The sequence below is a fragment of the Janthinobacterium sp. SUN073 genome, from assembly GCF_030397665.1.
In the GTDB taxonomy this organism is placed as follows: Bacteria; Pseudomonadota; Gammaproteobacteria; order Burkholderiales; family Burkholderiaceae_D; genus Janthinobacterium.
Genome location: NZ_JAPUBT010000006.1, coordinates 288,162 through 304,175, shown reverse-complemented (window position 1 = coordinate 304,175; position 16,014 = coordinate 288,162). Strand labels below are relative to the sequence as shown.

Annotated in this window: 19 protein-coding genes; 4 read left to right on the top strand and 15 right to left on the bottom strand. The window is 62.8% G+C overall.

Going from position 1 to position 16,014, the window contains the following annotated elements; genetic code table 11:
• Positions 1-18: 18 nt before the first annotated feature.
• The 3 genes from O0882_RS18515 to O0882_RS18505 all read right to left on the bottom strand — a co-directional run bounded on the left by O0882_RS18515 (position 19) and on the right by O0882_RS18505 (position 2,854).
• Positions 19-1,242, bottom strand: coding sequence for an MFS transporter (locus O0882_RS18515; protein ID WP_289950305.1), 1,224 nt, complete (start codon positions 1,240-1,242; stop codon positions 19-21).
• A gap of 180 nt (positions 1,243-1,422) precedes the next feature.
• Positions 1,423-2,421: an LLM class flavin-dependent oxidoreductase gene (locus tag O0882_RS18510; RefSeq protein WP_289950304.1), complete on the bottom strand. Its 999-nt coding sequence runs from the start codon at positions 2,419-2,421 to the stop codon at positions 1,423-1,425.
• Positions 2,422-2,575: 154 nt separating this feature from the next.
• Positions 2,576-2,854, bottom strand: coding sequence for a hypothetical protein (locus O0882_RS18505; RefSeq protein ID WP_289950303.1), 279 nt, complete (start codon positions 2,852-2,854; stop codon positions 2,576-2,578).
• A 167-nt stretch (positions 2,855-3,021) separates the two neighbouring features.
• Between O0882_RS18505 and O0882_RS18500 the strand changes: the two genes are divergently transcribed.
• On the top strand, positions 3,022-4,149 hold the full coding sequence (locus O0882_RS18500) for a peptidase M24 (protein WP_289950302.1): 1,128 nt from the start codon (positions 3,022-3,024) through the stop codon (positions 4,147-4,149).
• 61 nt (positions 4,150-4,210) lie between these two features.
• Here the strand turns inward: O0882_RS18500 and O0882_RS18495 are convergent, their stop codons facing one another.
• On the bottom strand, positions 4,211-4,648 hold the full coding sequence (locus O0882_RS18495; protein WP_289950301.1) for a hypothetical protein: 438 nt from the start codon (positions 4,646-4,648) through the stop codon (positions 4,211-4,213).
• Positions 4,649-4,868: 220 nt separating this feature from the next.
• Between O0882_RS18495 and O0882_RS18490 the strand changes: the two genes are divergently transcribed.
• Complete coding sequence (locus O0882_RS18490; RefSeq protein ID WP_219133153.1) at positions 4,869-5,147, top strand: hypothetical protein; 279 nt, start codon at positions 4,869-4,871, stop codon at positions 5,145-5,147.
• A gap of 18 nt (positions 5,148-5,165) precedes the next feature.
• On the opposite strand, the gene O0882_RS18485 is transcribed toward O0882_RS18490, so the two are convergent.
• The 5 genes from O0882_RS18485 to O0882_RS18465 form a co-directional block, all read right to left on the bottom strand.
• Positions 5,166-5,591, bottom strand: a complete 426-nt coding sequence (locus tag O0882_RS18485) for a VanZ family protein (RefSeq protein WP_289950299.1) — start codon at positions 5,589-5,591, stop codon at positions 5,166-5,168.
• Positions 5,592-6,134: 543 nt separating this feature from the next.
• Positions 6,135-6,899, bottom strand: a complete 765-nt coding sequence (locus O0882_RS18480) for an SDR family oxidoreductase (RefSeq protein WP_289950298.1) — start codon at positions 6,897-6,899, stop codon at positions 6,135-6,137.
• Positions 6,900-6,922: 23 nt separating this feature from the next.
• A complete protein-coding gene (locus tag O0882_RS18475) occupies positions 6,923-7,444 on the bottom strand; it encodes a TPM domain-containing protein (RefSeq protein WP_289950297.1) in 522 nt (173 codons plus the stop codon).
• Positions 7,444-8,271, bottom strand: a complete 828-nt coding sequence (locus O0882_RS18470) for a TPM domain-containing protein (RefSeq protein ID WP_289950296.1) — start codon at positions 8,269-8,271, stop codon at positions 7,444-7,446. The genes O0882_RS18475 and O0882_RS18470 overlap by 1 nt, the downstream gene beginning before the upstream one ends.
• A 1-nt stretch (position 8,272) precedes the next feature.
• Positions 8,273-8,887: a LemA family protein gene (locus tag O0882_RS18465; protein WP_289950295.1), complete on the bottom strand. Its 615-nt coding sequence runs from the start codon at positions 8,885-8,887 to the stop codon at positions 8,273-8,275.
• A gap of 157 nt (positions 8,888-9,044) precedes the next feature.
• On the opposite strand from O0882_RS18465, the gene pyrF reads away from it, so the two are divergent.
• Entirely contained in the window at positions 9,045-9,869 is an 825-nt protein-coding gene (gene pyrF, locus O0882_RS18460) for an orotidine-5'-phosphate decarboxylase (RefSeq protein ID WP_289950294.1), read from the top strand.
• A 144-nt stretch (positions 9,870-10,013) separates the two neighbouring features.
• Here pyrF and sbcB read toward each other — a convergent pair whose 3' ends face one another.
• Positions 10,014-11,462, bottom strand: a complete 1,449-nt coding sequence (gene sbcB, locus O0882_RS18455) for an exodeoxyribonuclease I (RefSeq protein ID WP_289950293.1) — start codon at positions 11,460-11,462, stop codon at positions 10,014-10,016.
• Between the two features lie 142 nt (positions 11,463-11,604).
• Between sbcB and O0882_RS18450 the strand changes: the two genes are divergently transcribed.
• The gene (locus O0882_RS18450; RefSeq protein WP_289950292.1) at positions 11,605-12,234 is read left to right on the top strand and encodes a DUF5610 domain-containing protein; all 630 of its coding nucleotides are present in this window, start codon (positions 11,605-11,607) and stop codon (positions 12,232-12,234) included.
• A 1-nt stretch (position 12,235) separates the two neighbouring features.
• On the opposite strand, the gene O0882_RS18445 is transcribed toward O0882_RS18450, so the two are convergent.
• From O0882_RS18445 to O0882_RS18425, 5 genes are all read right to left on the bottom strand, one after another.
• Complete coding sequence (locus O0882_RS18445) at positions 12,236-13,201, bottom strand: GGDEF domain-containing protein (RefSeq protein WP_289950356.1); 966 nt, start codon at positions 13,199-13,201, stop codon at positions 12,236-12,238.
• 2 nt (positions 13,202-13,203) lie between these two features.
• Positions 13,204-13,440: a hypothetical protein gene (locus O0882_RS18440; RefSeq protein ID WP_289950291.1), complete on the bottom strand. Its 237-nt coding sequence runs from the start codon at positions 13,438-13,440 to the stop codon at positions 13,204-13,206.
• Between the two features lie 24 nt (positions 13,441-13,464).
• Entirely contained in the window at positions 13,465-13,842 is a 378-nt protein-coding gene (locus O0882_RS18435; protein WP_070221366.1) for an HPF/RaiA family ribosome-associated protein, read from the bottom strand.
• 187 nt (positions 13,843-14,029) lie between these two features.
• Entirely contained in the window at positions 14,030-14,695 is a 666-nt protein-coding gene (locus tag O0882_RS18430; RefSeq protein ID WP_289950289.1) for a DUF1345 domain-containing protein, read from the bottom strand.
• 37 nt (positions 14,696-14,732) lie between these two features.
• A complete protein-coding gene (locus O0882_RS18425; protein WP_289950288.1) occupies positions 14,733-15,983 on the bottom strand; it encodes an MFS transporter in 1,251 nt (416 codons plus the stop codon).
• Between the last annotated feature and the right edge of the window lie 31 nt (positions 15,984-16,014).

Sequence of the window (16,014 nt, the reverse complement as noted above, 5' to 3'; positions counted from 1 at the left end):
CCAACATCAAGGCTGGCGCTAACTCACCCGGGGGTCTGACCCCAGCTTTCGTTGCGTATGGCGGTACTTGCTCCACACGATCAGCAGCAACAGCGGCATGGCGCCGCCCACCATGCATAGGGCGGGCCAGCCGCCAGCGGCAAAGCTGGCGCTGGCCAGCGCCGAGCCGGCCGAGGCGCCGATGAAGCCGCCCGCGATGAACACGGTGGTGACTCTTGCCCGCGCATGCGGCGCCAATTTATAGATGATGGACTGGTGCGTCACTTGCAGGCCCATCACGCCCATGTCCAGCAGGACGATGCCGATCAACAGCAGCACCAGCGAGTGGGCGCCGAAGCCGATCAGGGCCCAGCCCGCGATCGAGGCGACGGCCAGCAGCCAGGTGGCCTGGCGCGCGTAGCCGCGGTCGGCCATGCGGCCCGCCGTGTTGGCGGCAAAGGCACCCGTGGCACCCGCCAGGCCGAACAGGCCGATCTGCATTTCCGAATAGTGATAGGGCGCGCCGCTGAGCAAGAAGGTCAGGCCCGTCCAGAACACGCTGAAAGTGCCCAGGCCCAGGCCCGAGAACAGGGCGCGCTGGCGCAGCAAGGGTTCCTGGCGGATGATGTCGGCCAAGGAGGCCATCAGCTTGGCGTATTGCAGCTTGCCACGTGGCGCCTCGTTCGGCAGGATGCGGCGCAGCATGACGAGCAGGGCGGCCACGACGATGGCGGCCAGTACGTAGACGCTGCGCCAGCCGCCGCTGATCTGCGACACCGTGCCGGAGACGGTACGCGCCAGCAAGATCCCCAGCAACAAGCCCGTCATGACGGTGCCCACCATGCGGCCCCGGCTATGGTCGGGCGCATACGAGGCCACCATGGCCGTCACCACCATCAAGGCGCTGGACGTGATGCCCATCAAGACGCTGGCGATGGCAAAGACGATGATGTTCTGGCTGGTGGCGGCCAGCAGCAGGGCGCCGATCTTGGCGATCAGCATCCACGTCAGTAATTGGCGGCGGTTCAGCACGTCGCTGAGGGGGACTAAAAAGACGATGCCCAGCACATAGCCGATCTGCGTGGCCGTGACCAGGTAGCCCGCTTGCGGCACGCTGACGCCAAACGAGGCGGCCAGCATCGAGGTAAGCGGCTGCACGTAGTACAGGCTGGCGACGAGCACGCCGGCGGACAGGGCGAACAACAGGATGCGCGTCGACGTCAGCAAGGCGCTGGCGTCGATAGTGGATGGTGCTGATTTCATGCGATACAACTTTCTTGGAATGACGCTTTTGGACGAGCATGATAGCGGGGCTACGCATTTCCTGCCGGGCAGGGCCGGTTTTGCGGCTGTAACGTAGACAAGAGACAGGCAAAAAAATCCCGGCGATCGTTGCCGACGGCCGGGAAAAGGGTATACGGGGATATACCGAAGGAGGAAGATTTACTGCTGCTGCGCCAGCTCCGCATGCACCTGCGCCGTGATTTCGTACGAGCGCAGCCGGTGCTGGTGCTCGAAGATCTGCGAGGTGATCATCAGCTCGTCGGCGCCCGTTTCGGCGATGAAGGAAGCCATCTTTGCCTTGACGGTGTCCGGCGCGCCGATGGCCGTGCACGACAGGACGGAATCGAGCATGGCGCGTTCCTGCGGGCCCAGCTGCTCCAGATAACCGGGCACGGGCGGTTGCAGGCGCGACGGGCGGCCCGTGCGCAGGTTGACGAACGCCTGCTGCATCGAGGTGGCGCGCAGGTGCGCCTCTGCATCCGTGTCGGCGGCGAACACATTAAAGCCCAGCATCACATACGGTTTGGCCAATTGTCTGGAAGGCTTGAAGTGCTCGCGGTAATACGCCACCGCTTGCAGCATCATCTGCGGCGCGAAGTGCGAGGCGAACGCATACGGCAAGCCCAGGTGGGCGGCCAGCTGGGCGCCGAACAGGCTCGACCCCAGTATCCACACGGGTACTTTCGCGCCCTTGCCGGGCACGGCCAGCACGCGCTGGCGCGGCTCGTCGGACATGTAGTCGATCAATTCCTGCACATCCTGCGGAAACTGTTCCGCGTCGGACTGCAAGTCGCGGCGCAGCGCGCGCGCCGTCGTCTGGTCGGAGCCGGGCGCGCGACCCAGGCCCAGGTCGATGCGGCCCGGGTGCAGCGCTTCCAGCGTGCCGAACTGTTCCGCGATGACCAGCGGCGAGTGGTTCGGCAGCATCACGCCGCCCGCACCCACGCGGATGGTTGTCGTGCCGGCCGCCACATGGGCGATGACGACGGCCGTGGCGGCGCTGGCGATGCCGGGCATGCCGTGGTGTTCGGCCAGCCAGTAGCGGTTGTAGCCCCAGCGTTCACCGTGCTGCGCCAGGTCCAGCGTGTTCTTGAACGACTGGCTGGCGTTGCTGCCTTCGGCGATGGGCGCGAGGTCGAGTATGGAAAATGGAATCATGGTAGCGATATCGGGACGTGGTGGAAAATCACAATGGACGATTTGTCTATCCCCTGACGCTGGCAGGGTCACGCATGACGGCATGGCGGGGAAGACAGGCTGTGCACATGATAATGCGAATCGGGAATTTGCGTACTGATCGGTAAAAAACTCGCTAGGCGATGAACGCGATCCAGGATAAACAGGTGCCGCTGAGCAAGTGCATCGGGCTGTACGTGTACAAGTCTGAGGCATGGACTGGGAAGCGTTGCAACCGTTCCTGAAAACCCCATGCGCGGCCGCAGGTGAACATCAGCATCGATGCGCAATACTCGCTGGTGCCGGCAAACCCGGGTTCATCCCGGAAAAGCAGCTGCTGCTGAGCTTGCAAATGTACACGGCTGTCTTGATCGCACTGGCGAAATAGCCGCTTGTAAAAATGGACGGAAGTCATAGACTGCAAGCCTGAGACGAATCCGGGCGCCGAACTTTTTATGCGCATGCGGGTCTGACGTTTCCATATAGGAAGGGAGCAGCTATGCATGAGCAACAGGAGGCCCGGCTGGCGCCAGGCAGGGCAGGCGGGGTGGTGCCGCGCCTGAACCCGGACGAGGAGTGGTCATGAACTGGCCGCTGGAACTGGAAGTGGCGCATAAGCTGGCGCAGATGCGGGGCTGGCTGGAACAGGAACGTGCCGGTGCCGTGCGTCTGCGGGGCGTGGACTGGTTTGCGTGGGCCACGGCGGGCGCATCGAACAGCCATAGCCATACGGCCGAGTGCGGCTGCGCGGAAGTGCTGGTGACGCGCGACGCGGCCTATATCCTGACGGACGAAGCCGAAGCCATGCGCATGCGCGAGGAAGAAGTGCGCGGGCCATGGACGTGGCAAGTATCGCCCTGGATGCAGCCGCAGCTGTATGAGTTGCGCGAGCATTTCGTGCAGCATGCGGCAGGTGGTGCGCCTGTCTTGTCCGACCGGCCAGGCTTGCATGAACGCAGCCTGCCCGTGGCCCTGCGCGAAGAGCGGCTGGTGCTGCTGGAATCGGAGCAACAGCGCTATCGCCAGGTGGGGCAACTGGCTGCCGGCGCGGCCGCCGATGCGCTGCGCCAGGCTCGCCCCGACTGGAGCGAGCAGGAACTGGCTGCCGCCTGCGTGCGCGCGCTGTGGCTGCGGGGCTTGCAAGCCGTGCATGTGCTGGTCAGCGGCGCGGAGCGCCAACAGCGGTATCGGCGCGCGCCGCCGGCCCAGGTGGTGCTGGGCACGCAAGCCGTGCTGGCCCTGTGCGCACGGCGTTTCGGCCTGTGCGCCAGCCTCAGTCGTCAACGCCGCTTCAGCCCGGCGCAGCATCGTGCCGATGGCGCGGCGCTGGTGATGGGCGATGCCGATGCCGCCATGCTGGCGCTGGAAGCGGTGGCGCTCGACGCTTGCGAAACGGGCCATGCGCTGAGCATGGTGTATCACGCGCTCGACAGCGCCTACGCGTACGCAGGCCAGCCCGATACGGTGCGTACCAGCCGGCAGGGCGGCATCCATGGCTACCTGGCGCCCGAAGTGGCGGCCGGCGCGCACACGGAAATCCTCCTCAAGCGGGGCATGGCGCTGGCCTTCCACCCCAGCCTGCCCGGCAGCACGGTGGAAGACACCTTTCTGCTCGACGGCAACCAATTGCACAACCTGACGCATGACCCGGCCTGGCCCTCGGCCATGGTGCAGGGGCGCAGTCGCCCGCTCACCCTGGCCTTGGCCTGATGCGGCCCTGTGCAGTCGCCATCGGCAGGGATCTGCAGGCATCGGCAAGCCCCGGCACCAGTCAATAGCGCTGCATCACGCCTTTTTGCACGCTGACCCGGTCGCCGATCTGGAAGGCGGGCTGGGTATTTTGCATGAAGGTGCGCGTCGTGCCGTCGTCCAGGCGCAAGGTGACGCGGTACAGCATATTGCCCGCCGCACCCGAGGTGCTGCCAGCGGTGCCCGATGTGCCCGCCTGCATGTCGGCACTGCCTTGATCCATGCCACGCGGCACGGTTTCTATCGACTGCACCGTCGCTGAACTGATGTTCATGCCGGACTGATCCGTATCGCTGCGCATGCTGCTGGCTGGCATGCTGCTTTGCGGCGTCGTGCCGGCCGGTGCGGCATAGGTCTCGCCGCTATTGCTGCGCGCCAGGCTGGTACTGTCCGTGGAATGGCAGGCTACCAGCAAGGTACAGGCCAGACCGGCCAGCAGCAGGGTTGTTTTCGATCTCATCTTGGTCTCCTCATGGTCGAACACTCAGGATCGGCACCCGCGATGATGCGGATAGCAGCGATTGCTGCATGTAAGAGCATGGCGGCGCCGGGATGTTCTGCAGCCGTCATCAGCGATTGAGCTAGATCAAGTGTCTAATTGCCGCGCTTGGTATAAACGATGCTGGTAATCACTAGGTCGTGCGCCCGCACGATTCCTCACTGTTGAGTCGGGAGAAAAAATGTCATCTGGTCCTACCGCAAAACTGATCGATGAACTGGTGCTGGCCGTCGTCGGCACCGCGCGCGATGCCCGTGCGCGCCATGTACTGGCGCAGGCCTTGCATGGCCTGGTGCGGCTGGCGCGCTCGGAACAGTTGCTGGACATGCAGCGCGATGCGGCACGCGCCATGGGGGCCGGCAGCCGGCGCGAGACGCGCGCCCTGATGCGGCGCCTTGGCGCGCGCAGCCAGGGGCAGTTGCCGCTGGCATTGCAGGATAGCGAAGCGGACCGCGCCTGACGGGCGGTCATGCCCCATTCAGGCAGCTGGTTGCGGCGACTCCTTGCCGAGGGCAGAGGCGACCATTTTGGGCCAGAGGAAACACAGCGGCAGGCAGACCGCCGCCGCGGCTGTGATATCGACCACCCAGTCGCTCACGGCGCCATGGCGGTACGGCAGGAAACTCTGGATGAACTCGTCCAGCGCGCCCATGGCCGCCACCATCAGCACCGATAGCAGCGCCCGGCGCGCCATGCCGCCGCCCGTGCCGCTGAACAGGATCAGGGCCAGTACGCCATAGCCGAAGGAATGCAGCACGCCGCCTGACGCATATTCGCCCACGTCCGCGCGCACGCCCGGTATGTCGCCGACCAAGATCACCAGGGCATACAACACCAGGGCCGTGCGGTAGCGCAGGCGTGCGTGGCGGTCGGAAAAACAGAGTTCGGGCAAGGATACAGGCATGGTGCGTCAGGACAGGTGGAAAGGCAGTCACAATATCATGGCCATGGCGAGCCACCGTGTTTTTGCGCAACAGCTTGCCGATCAGGCAAAAAAAGGCCCGCGGGGACGCGGGCCAAAAACCCAAATGAAATGGGTCAAGAGTTGAGAGTTGCTCGGTGCTCACCATGTCGCGCGCCTTGCCGGTGCCCGCCACGGTCATGAAAGGGGAGTGGTGTGCCATCGCGGCACACCTGTCTGTAGTCAGGCATATCGGTTGCCTGTACAGCAGATGAAGCAAGTATAGGGGGCGAAAATGACGGGCCTATGACACGCCGCAACATTTTTTGCAGCGCAGGCATATTGTCTGGAAAAATCGGGCGGCATGGCAAGAATGGCCATGTTTCATTCGTGATAGCAAAAAAAAAGCCCGCTGGTGAAAGCGGGCTTAAAACTATTTTCTTGGAGGAGAATAGTGGAGACAGGTGCATTATGCTGCGTCGCACGATATGTGTCTAATGATCTTTTTAGATATGCATTATTATTTTTTGATATAACTCGCCTGTTTCACTCTTTCACGGGCACCGTGTAGTTGAGTGCCATGCGTCCGCCATCGACATAGATGGTCTGGCCCGTCATGTAGGTGGCGTCGTCGCTGGCCAGGAAGGCGGCGATACCGGCCACTTCTTCCGGTTCGCCGCAGCGGCCCAGGGGCGTGCGCGACAGGATCGTGTGGCGCGCCTCCGGGCTCGACAGCACCGCCTGCTTGGCCAGTTCCGTCAGGATGGTGCCCGGTCCGATGCCGTTCACGCGCACGCCGTACGACGCCAGGTTCAGAGCCATGACCTTGGTCAGCTGGTTGATGGCGCCTTTCGACACCACATACGGCACCTGGTTCGGAATCGCCAGCTCCGCATTCACGCTGGACATATTGATGATGCAGCCGCTGTCGCGCTTGACCATCTCGCGCGCCACGGCCTGGCCGCACAGGAACATCGATTTCAGGTTGATGCGCATGACCCGGTCGAAATCGTCTTCGCAGACATCGAGGAAATCGGCCGCGTGCGTCACGCCCGCATTGTTGATGAGGATATCGATGTGGCCGAACTGCGCCAGGGTTTGCTTCAGCATGGCGTCCACGTCCGCCTTCTGGCTGACGTCGGCGCAAAAGAAGCGCGCCTGCGGACCGAGCGCAGCCGCCGCCTGCGCGCCTTCTTCCTTGATGTCCACCAGCATCACTTGCGCCCCTTCGGCGATCAGGCGGGTGGCGCACGCCAGGCCGATGCCTTGCGTGGCGCCCGTGACGATGGCGGTTCTATTGACTAGTTTCATGTAATCGCCTCGGCGGGAAGGAATCAGAGAAGGATGGGTTCGTTCGGCAACTGGTTGCCGCGCGTGCCATTGGCGGGGAAGTGGCTTTGCAGCAAGGTATTCAGCTGCTGCAAGGCATCGAGCGTGCTGTCGTGGTAATTGCCATCCTTGAAGCCGCCCGTCATGGTGCGGCATACGGCTTGCCACTGTTCCGGTGTGATGCGCCGGCCCACGTTGCGGTCGGCCACGATATCGACCTGGTGTTCGGCCAGGTTGATATAGATGAGCACGCCGACGTTATCTTCCGTATCCCACACGCCATACTGGGCGAACAGTTCGCGCGCCCGCTCGCGGTTGCTCACGCCCTGGTAGGCCATGCCAGGCGTCAGGGCCGCCTCGACGATCAGGCGTACTTCCGCCTGGTGCATCGCTTCACCGTCGGCAATCGTCGTCTCGATGGCTTTCAGCGTGCGTTCTGGAAACGCCTGGCGCGCCGTCGCCGGCGTGCCGCGCAAATGTTTTAAAGCGCGTCCACAGCGCTGTCCGAATGTCAGTTGTTTCGTCATTACCAATCTCCCGAGGCGCCGCCGCCGTCAAAACCGCCGCCGCCACCACCGAAACCGCCGCCACCGCCAAAACCGCCGCCGCCGCCGAAGCCTCCGCCGCCACCGCGGTTGTTCAGCGCCTGGCTCAAAATGCTGCCCAGCACGACACCCGTGGCGCCGCTGGACCAGTTGCTGCCGCGCTGCAGCCGGTTCGGCCCGCCGCGCGAACGGAACACGGTCAGCACGACGAGAAAACCGAAGAACAGCAGCGGCAGCCAGAAGGTCAGGCCACCCGCTTCCACGCTGGCCGGCGCCTTTTGCTGGGCGGGAGCGGGGAATTGCTCCTGGTTCAGCAAGGTGGCAATCGACCCCACGCCAGCGACCAGGCCGCCGTAATAGTCGTTTTGCTTGAAATGCGGGGCGATCACGTCTTGCAGGATGCGTTTCGATTGCGCATCCGTCAGCACGCCCTGCACGCCGCGGCCCGCTTCGATGCGCAGGCGGCGCAGCGAGGATGGATTGTCTTTCGCCACCATCAGCAGCACGCCGTCATCGACGCCCTTGCGGCCCAGCTTCCAGGCATCCGTCACGCGGATGCTGTATTGCTCGATGGCTTCCGGTTCCGTGCTCTTGACCAGCAGCACGGCGATCTGGCTGCCCGTCTTGGCTTCGTAATCGGCCAGCACGCCTTCCAGCGCCGCTTTTTGCTTGGCATCGAGCATGCCAGCGTTGTCCGTCACGCGCGCGGCCAGCGGCGGCACGGGCTGCAAGCCCTGTGCGCCGGCCGGCGCCATCGTCCACAGCAGCAGCGCCGTCGCCAGCGCCGCGAGGTAGGACCAGGCTTTCATCTTATTTGCCAAAGTTGACGGTCGGTGCGGTCGAGATGGCTTTTTCATTTTCCACCGTGAACGACGGCTTGACCTTGTAGCCGAAGACCATGGCCGTCAGGTTGTTCGGGAAGCTGCGCGCATGCACGTTGTAATCCTGCACGGCGACGATGTAACGCTGGCGCGCCACGGTGATGCGGTTTTCCGTGCCTTCCAGTTGCGACTGCAAGTCGCGAAAGCTGGTATCGGCCTTCAAGTCCGGGTATTTCTCGGACACTACCATCAGGCGCGACAGGGCCGACGACAGCTGGCCCTGCACTTGCTGGAATTTCTCGAACGCGGCCGGGTCGTTCAGCACTTCGGGCGTGATCTGGAAACTGGTGGCGGCGGCGCGCGCCTTGGTCACCGCTTCCAGCGTTTCGCGCTCGTGCGTGGCATAGCCCTTGACGGTATTGACCAGGTTGGGGATCAGGTCGGCGCGGCGCTGGTACTGGTTGACCACTTCGCCCCAGGCGGCCTTGGTGGCTTCATCCTTGCTCTGGAAGTCGTTGTAGCCGCAGCCCGTCAGGATACCTGCCAGGACGGTGACGCTCAGCGCCAGGCGCAGCCATTGGGTGAATTGTTTGGTGATTTGCATGATGGTTTCCGTGCAGAGTAAAGGGGATGCGGCAAATATACCTGAAACGGCCTGCAATGTCGGTTTAATCAGCGCCGGCCGCCGCCACCGGCTGACTTGACAGGTCCGCGCCGCGTTACAATACGGGGTTTGCAACTGAATATAGAGAAGGTGTGCCGTGAATTTCATCAATAAATTATCCGCCGCATGGACGGCCAATAATTCCCTGCTGTGCGTGGGACTGGACCCCGACCTGGCGAAACTGCCGGCCGAATTGCGCGATTTGCCTGATGGAATCACCACCTTTTGCACGCGCATCATCGACGCCACGGCCGACCTGGCGTGCGCCTTCAAGCCGCAGATCGCCTATTTCGGCGCGCTGGGCGCGGAAAAGCAGCTGGAAGACATCTGCCGCTACGTGCGCGAACATTACCCGCACATCCCCCTGATCCTCGACGCGAAACGGGGCGACATTGGCGCCACGGCCACGCAATACGCGCGCGAAGCGTTCGAGCGCTATGGCGCCGACGCCGTCACCGTGAACCCCTACATGGGTGAGGATTCGCTCGATCCCTACCTGGCGTGGACAGACCGCGGCGTGATCATCCTGTGCCGCACCTCGAACCCGGGCGGCTCGGACCTGCAATTCCTCGACACGGATGGCGTGCCCCTGTACCAGCGCGTGGCACGCCTGGTGGCCGAGAAATGGAACAAGAATGGTCAGTGCGCGCTCGTCGTCGGCGCCACCTTCCCTGAAGAACTGGCGCAAGTGCGCGCCATCGTCGGTGACATGCCGCTGCTGGTGCCCGGCATCGGCGCCCAGGGCGGAGATATTGCCGCCACGGTCGGCGCGGGCCAGACGGCGAACGGCATGGGCATGATGATCAGCTCCTCGCGCGCCATCATCTACGCCACGCCGCAAGCGGGCGAAGATTTCGCCGACGCGGCGCGCCGCGTGGCCATTGAAACGCGCGATGCGATTAATGCGCATCGTTCTGCATAAAAACTATCTACAGTTAGCCTCACAGCGCCTAACAAAACCGTAGCGAGCGGAAGGGAGAGGTGGTCGAGAAGCGCAACCGTACTAGAGTACGGTGAGCATCGCAGGCCACCTATACCGACGCGCAGTAGGTTTGGTTAGGTGCAACTAATCGCGCTGCGGTGCGACGATCTCCGCGTAATCGTACAGCTCGCCCAGTATCTCTTCTCCCCGCTCATCGACCGATTCCGACAGCACGTCGATTTCCGTAAACAGCATTTCGATGGTGCGGGCACCGGCGTCGCCGTCGAACAATCGGGCGGCGCGGTGCTGTTCCCAGCGCAGGCTTTCCGCTTCGCTCAGGGTTTGCGGGAAATTGCGGGCGCGGTAGCGGAACAGCAATTCCTGCAGGCGCTCGTCGGCAAACGAGGGGCGGGCCGTGGCCAGTTTGGCCGGCGTATCGCGGCGCAGCGATTCGAGCAGGCGGCGGTCGTCGTTGCTGACGAAACCATTGTACAAATCCTCATCCACGTCCAGCGCGACGTTCGCGCCCGGGCGCTGGAACACTTCGGCCCAGATCGCATCCATGTTCGGCGCCGTGGCGGCCAGCTGGGCGTTGACCTTCGCCGCATCCACGTCGATGCCCCATTGCGCGGCCATGGCCGGCGACAGGGTCTTTAAATTGCCGACCAGCATGGGTGACTTGTTCAAGTGCACGCTTTTCACGGGCAGGCGCGTCATGCCTTCCTGCATGGCATCGTTGCGCGTGAACAAACGCGTGCGGATGGTGTCGGCGTCCAGACTGAACAGTTCGCGCGGGTCGTAGGCGCAATCCCAGACGAGAATTTCATTTTTGTTGCTCGGGTGCGTGGCCAGCGGCCAGACGACGCCCAGGCAGCCTCGTTCGGCGGGGAACATGCCGGACACGTGCAGGAAGGGCTGGCGCTCGCTGGCGGCCAGGTGCATGCCCATTTCACTGGCGACCTTGTCCTTCTTGTGCAGGGCCAGGCAGAATTCGAACAGTTTCGGCTGCTTTTCGCGGATCAGGCGGGCCAGGGCGATGGTGGCGCGCACGTCGGACAGCGCATCATGCGCCGCTTCGTGGGCCAGGCCATTGGCCTTGCTCAAGTGTTCCAGTTTAAAACTGGTCTGGCCATCGTCGCGCTTCGGCCATTGAATGCCTTCCGGGCGCAGCGCGTGCGTCATGCGCACCACGTCGAGAATGTCCCAGCGGCCGCAATGGTTTTTCCATTCGCGCGCATACGGGTCGATCAGGTTGCGCCAGAACAGGAAACGCGTGACTTCATCGTCGAAACGGATGGTGTTGTAGCCCACGCCGATGGTGCCAGGTTCCGAAAAGGCCGCTTCGATGGTGGCGGCGAACTGGTGCTCCGGCACGCCCAGCTGCAAGCATTGCTGCGGCGTGATGCCCGTGATCAGGCACGATTGCGGATCGGGCAGGAAATCATTGGCAGGTTGGCAATACAGCATGATGGGGTCGCCGATCTCGTTGAGTTCGGCATCCGTGCGGATGGCGGCGAACTGGGCCGGGCGGTCGCGGCGCGGCTGGGCGCCAAAGGTTTCGTAGTCGTGCCAAAGAAATGTCTGGTTAGTCATTGATATCGTTGCTTGCTTAATTGTTATCTTAATTGTCCGGGCCGCTTCAGTTTTCTGAAAACCTGCCGATACTACACGAGAGGATGGTCATCACGGCGTTTCCCGCATGGTGGCATACATTGTCCGTTCAAGGAGGTCTATCGTGTCAATTCCCATCGCCGCAAGCGGCAATTCCACCCCTTCCGTGACTTCCGTCAGTACGGGCGTTGCCGGCAAGGATGATAAAGTCCAGAAAAAGGATGGCGTCAACACTGAAATGAGCGTGAACGATCGCACCAAGCTGCAGTTGAACGCCTCCATCATGCAGGCGTCGCTGAACGTCTCGATCGGTTCGGAAAACGAGCCGCTGGCGCTGCTGTACAAGACGGCCATCACGAATATCAATGAAGCGCTGAAGGGGCAGTACGGCGAGGACGCGATCCAGAACGCCGCTTCGCAAGATAATAGCGCCGAAGCGACGGCGAGCCGCATCGTATCGCTGTCGACGGGTTTTTTTGACGCGTTCAAAAAACAGAACCCCGACATGGACGACGATACGGCCCTGACCAAGTTTATGGACACCATCAGCGGCGGCATGGAAAAAGGCTTCAAGGAAGCGCGCGATATCCTGGGCGGCTTGAAAGTGCTGAATGGCGATATCGCCGGCAATATCGACAAGACGTACGAGCTGGTGCAGAAGGGCTATGCGGATTTCATCGCCGCGCACAGCAGCAAGAAGGATGAGGCCGCCAAGCCGGATGCAAGCAAACCGGCCGACAGCAAGGCTGTCTGAGCTACAGCATGACCCGGTTGCGTCCGCCTGCCTTTGCCCGGTAAAGGGCAGCGTCGGCGGCCGCGATCAGCGCTTCTTCGTCCTGTTCGGCCACCAGGCTGGCCACGCCGAAGGAACCCGTGATGTGTGGCAGCGCGCTGCGCATGTCGGCGAAGATGACGGCGTGCTGCATGCGTTCGCACAGGCGCTCGGCCACCCGCAGGGCCACGTGTTCGTTGGTATCGGGCAAGATCACCATCATTTCCTCGCCACCATAGCGCACGGCAAAATCCGTGGGCCGCAGGGCCGCGCCCAGCACTTGCGCGGCGATGCGCAGCGCCTGGTCGCCCGCCTGGTGGCCGTGCGTGTCGTTGAAGCGCTTGAAATGGTCGAGGTCTATCATCACCAGCGACAGCGGCGAGCCGCTGGCGTGGGCGGTGATGATCATGTTCGGCAGTAAATCGGTCAGCCAGGCGCGGTTGTACAGGCCCGTCAGGCTGTCGACCATCGATAGCTGGCGGTAGAATTCGCCCAGTTTCTGGCGCCGGCGCAGCAGAGCATTGGCGGCGCGGATGCGGAAGGACAGCAAGCGCAGCAGGTTGCGCGCCAGGCCGTTCGATTGTTCGATCAATTCCCAGACGACGGCCGCGTCGATCACCAGCAAATCGGTTTCTTCCAGGGCGGAAATGGCGGCCAGGTTGCTCGCTTCATCGAGCACCGATTGTTCGCCCACGCTTTCGCCGGGCAAAACCTTGCTGACGGTGCCATCATCCATGCCCGTGTGGGTGTCGGCCGCCACGGCCAGCGAGCCGCGCAGGACGATGTACAGGCTGGTGCCCTGGCTGTCGGCAATGGCTTCGCCCGCTTCGAGGCGCATGACGGGACAGTGCGCCAGCATGGCGGCCGTCTGGCTGTCCGCAGCATCGCTAAATAGCTGTAAATCGCCGATGTTGCAGCCTGAAGCACCGAAGTTGCCGATCTGTTCCACAATCATACTTTCAAAAAGCCGGTGCGCGCGAGCAGAGGACCGGTATCTTCATGATAGCGTAAAGCGGCCTTGGCTGTAACGGCAAAGGCTTGCTTGACGTCACTTACTGTGGGAAATACGACAATTATTTCATTCTCGCGCCCATGCGCTGGAATGCTGCTGGTTTTGGCATTCTTGTTGCCGCGCGCGAAAGGCGGGGCGGATGTGCAAAGGCAGCCTTGAACGGCTGCCTTGGTCACTGAAGAGTACTGCGGTGGGGGAAGTTACTCGGCGGTTTCTTCCGCTTCGGCCGTATCGATCACGGCATTCTTGCCGGTGGCGTGGCGCTTGCTGTCTTGCAGGCGGCCCAGGGCACTATCGATGGCGCGTTTCAGTTTGTCGGTGGCGCCGGCAACGGATTGATGCACGGTGGCGTTCTGTTCGGTCACGGCAATCGGTTGATAGCCAGCAACGCGGGCTTCCATGACGCAGCGAATATCGTCGGCGCCGCCTTTCGGGCCATTCGTGTCGCTGATGTGGACTTCGATGCGGGTCAGGTTGTCGCGGAAGCGGCTCAGTGCGCTTTCAAGTACGGATTGCACATGTTCGTTCAGTCCAGCGGTGTTGGCGATGGTGCTGTCGGTATGAATATTGATTTGCATATGCTTACTCCTGTCAATTCAAAAAAAACCCATCTCAGGCGTGCTGCGGCCTGGTTGCTGCCTCATGCACATGACCTCTGTGCATGGAACTTATCTTACTCCTCTTTCCAGTATTTCAAGAGGGTGCGCACGATTAAGATGGGCTTAACCCTTCAGCCAGGTCAAGTTTCCGCTACGAAATTATTTTTCAGCCATTGATGAGCCCGGCGGCGATATTGATCGACAGCCCCAGCACGACCAGGTTGAAGAAAAAGCTCAGCACGGATTGTCCCAGCACGATCTGCCGCATCAGGCGCGTCTGCACGCAGACATCCGACGTTTGCACGGCCACGGCGATGGTGAAGGCGAAATACAAAAAATCCCAGTAATCGGGGTTTTGCTCGTCGTCGGGAAACTTCAGGGGGCGCAGCGCGGGGTCGGCCTGGTAATACAGGTGGGCATAATGAAAGCAGAACAGGGTGCCGACGAGAAACCAGGAACCGACCAGCGTCAGGATCGTCAAGCCGTAATGCAGCGCGCGCTCGTCCGGCGCCATGTCTTTCATCGAAGACAGCTGCGAGACGATGGCCACCAGGCTCATCACCGATGCGACGGACAGGGCCGACAGGACCGTGGTGGCCCGCTCATCCTGGCGCGCGGCCATCACCTTCACCTTGTGATGGTTGGCGCGCATCATCATCCAGGCCATCGTCGCCAGGTAGAACCAGACGGCAACATTCCACGCCGTCAACAAACGCGTCATCTGTTGCCAGGACGAGGGCAGCAGCAGGCCGGCCGTCACGCCGATGGCCGTGGCCATGCTCAGGTGGGGGCGGCTGCGGATGAAGCTGTGCAAGGGAAACGTAATTTTCATGGTGCGAGCTAGCAGTGGCAATAGCGCATCTTAGCTCTTAGCTTGCGCTTGCGGTGGCCATTCTGGCGGCTGCTTCCTTCTCGTGGTGGGGGAAGCGGTCCATGCGCGACAGTACGGGGAACAGCACGGCCCAGATGCCCGTCACGGCCAGGGTGGCGGCGCCGCCAAAGAGCACGGCGCGCACCAGGCCGAACCAGCCGGCCGTCAGGCCCGATTCGAATTCGCCCAGCTCGTTCGAGGCGCCGATGAAGACGGCATTCACGGCGCTGACCCGGCCACGGATTTCGTCGGGCGTCTCGAACTGCACCAGCAGGTGGCGGATGTAGACGCTGACCATGTCACCGGCGCCCATCAGGAACAGCGCCGCCAGCGCCAGCGGGAAATAGCTGGTGCTGCCCAGCACCAGGGTGCCCAGGCCGAAGACGGCCACGCCGCCGAACATCCACGCGCCCACGCGGCGCGTGATGGGAAAGATGGCCAGCGCGATCGAGCACAGGGCGGCGCCGGCGCCCGGTGCCGTGCGCAGCAGGCCCAGGCCGCTGGGGCCGATATGCAGCACGTCATGCGCGAGCGCCGGCAGCAGGGCCGTGGCGCCGCCGAACAGCACGGCAAACAGGTCGAGGGAAATGGCGCCCAGCACGATGGGTTTCGACCAGACGAAGCGCAAGCCTTCGAGCAGGGTATGCCAGCTGACGGGTTCGCGTTTCACCACTTGCGGCGCCGGCGTGGTGGCGCGCATCAGCAGCACGGACAGCACCAGCAGCGCGGACGACATCAAATACACCACCTTGGGGCCGAAGTAATACAGCAGGCCGCCCAGGGTGGGCCCCAGGATGATGGCCACATGCGAGCTCGACGAGCTGAGTGCGACGGCGCGGCTGAAGTGTTGTGTGGGCACCATGTTCACCAGCACGGCTTGCGTGGCCGGCATCATGAAGGCGCGCGCGCTGCCGAACAGCACCAGCACGGCAAACACGGGCCAGACGATGGAAATATTGCTTAACGTAAACGCCAGCAGGGCCAGCGCGCAGGCGAGCTGCGCCGCCAGGCACCAGGCGATGATGTTGCGGCGGTTGTAGCGGTCGGCCACGTGACCGGCCGGCAAGATCAGCACGAGGAAGGGCGCGAACTGCGCCAGGCCGATCAGGCCCAGGTCGAACAGGCTGCCCGTGAGCTGGTACACCTGCCAGCCGATGGCCACGCTTTGCATCTGCACGGCCACCGTGCCCAGCACGCGGGAGGAAAGGTAGCAGGCGAAATTGCGGTGACGCAGGATGGCGAGAGACATGAGATTTCCAGGGAACAGCGGGGTAGGGCGG

Bases quoted from the DNA above. Each gene is read 5' to 3' on its own strand.
- O0882_RS18515 (WP_289950305.1), bottom strand. From the start codon at position 1,242: ATGAAATCAGCACCATCCACTATCGACGCCAGCGCCTTGCTGACGTCG.
- O0882_RS18510 (WP_289950304.1), bottom strand. From the start codon at position 2,421: ATGATTCCATTTTCCATACTCGACCTCGCGCCCATCGCCGAAGGCAGC.
- O0882_RS18505 (WP_289950303.1), bottom strand. From the start codon at position 2,854: ATGACTTCCGTCCATTTTTACAAGCGGCTATTTCGCCAGTGCGATCAA.
- O0882_RS18500 (WP_289950302.1), top strand. From the start codon at position 3,022: ATGAACTGGCCGCTGGAACTGGAAGTGGCGCATAAGCTGGCGCAGATG.
- O0882_RS18495 (WP_289950301.1), bottom strand. From the start codon at position 4,648: ATGAGATCGAAAACAACCCTGCTGCTGGCCGGTCTGGCCTGTACCTTG.
- O0882_RS18490 (WP_219133153.1), top strand. From the start codon at position 4,869: ATGTCATCTGGTCCTACCGCAAAACTGATCGATGAACTGGTGCTGGCC.
- O0882_RS18485 (WP_289950299.1), bottom strand. From the start codon at position 5,591: ATGCCTGTATCCTTGCCCGAACTCTGTTTTTCCGACCGCCACGCACGC.
- O0882_RS18480 (WP_289950298.1), bottom strand. From the start codon at position 6,899: ATGAAACTAGTCAATAGAACCGCCATCGTCACGGGCGCCACGCAAGGC.
- O0882_RS18475 (WP_289950297.1), bottom strand. From the start codon at position 7,444: ATGACGAAACAACTGACATTCGGACAGCGCTGTGGACGCGCTTTAAAA.
- O0882_RS18470 (WP_289950296.1), bottom strand. From the start codon at position 8,271: ATGAAAGCCTGGTCCTACCTCGCGGCGCTGGCGACGGCGCTGCTGCTG.
- O0882_RS18465 (WP_289950295.1), bottom strand. From the start codon at position 8,887: ATGCAAATCACCAAACAATTCACCCAATGGCTGCGCCTGGCGCTGAGC.
- sbcB (WP_289950293.1), bottom strand. From the start codon at position 11,462: ATGACTAACCAGACATTTCTTTGGCACGACTACGAAACCTTTGGCGCC.
- O0882_RS18435 (WP_070221366.1), bottom strand. From the start codon at position 13,842: ATGCAAATCAATATTCATACCGACAGCACCATCGCCAACACCGCTGGA.
- O0882_RS18430 (WP_289950289.1), bottom strand. From the start codon at position 14,695: ATGAAAATTACGTTTCCCTTGCACAGCTTCATCCGCAGCCGCCCCCAC.
- O0882_RS18425 (WP_289950288.1), bottom strand. From the start codon at position 15,983: ATGTCTCTCGCCATCCTGCGTCACCGCAATTTCGCCTGCTACCTTTCC.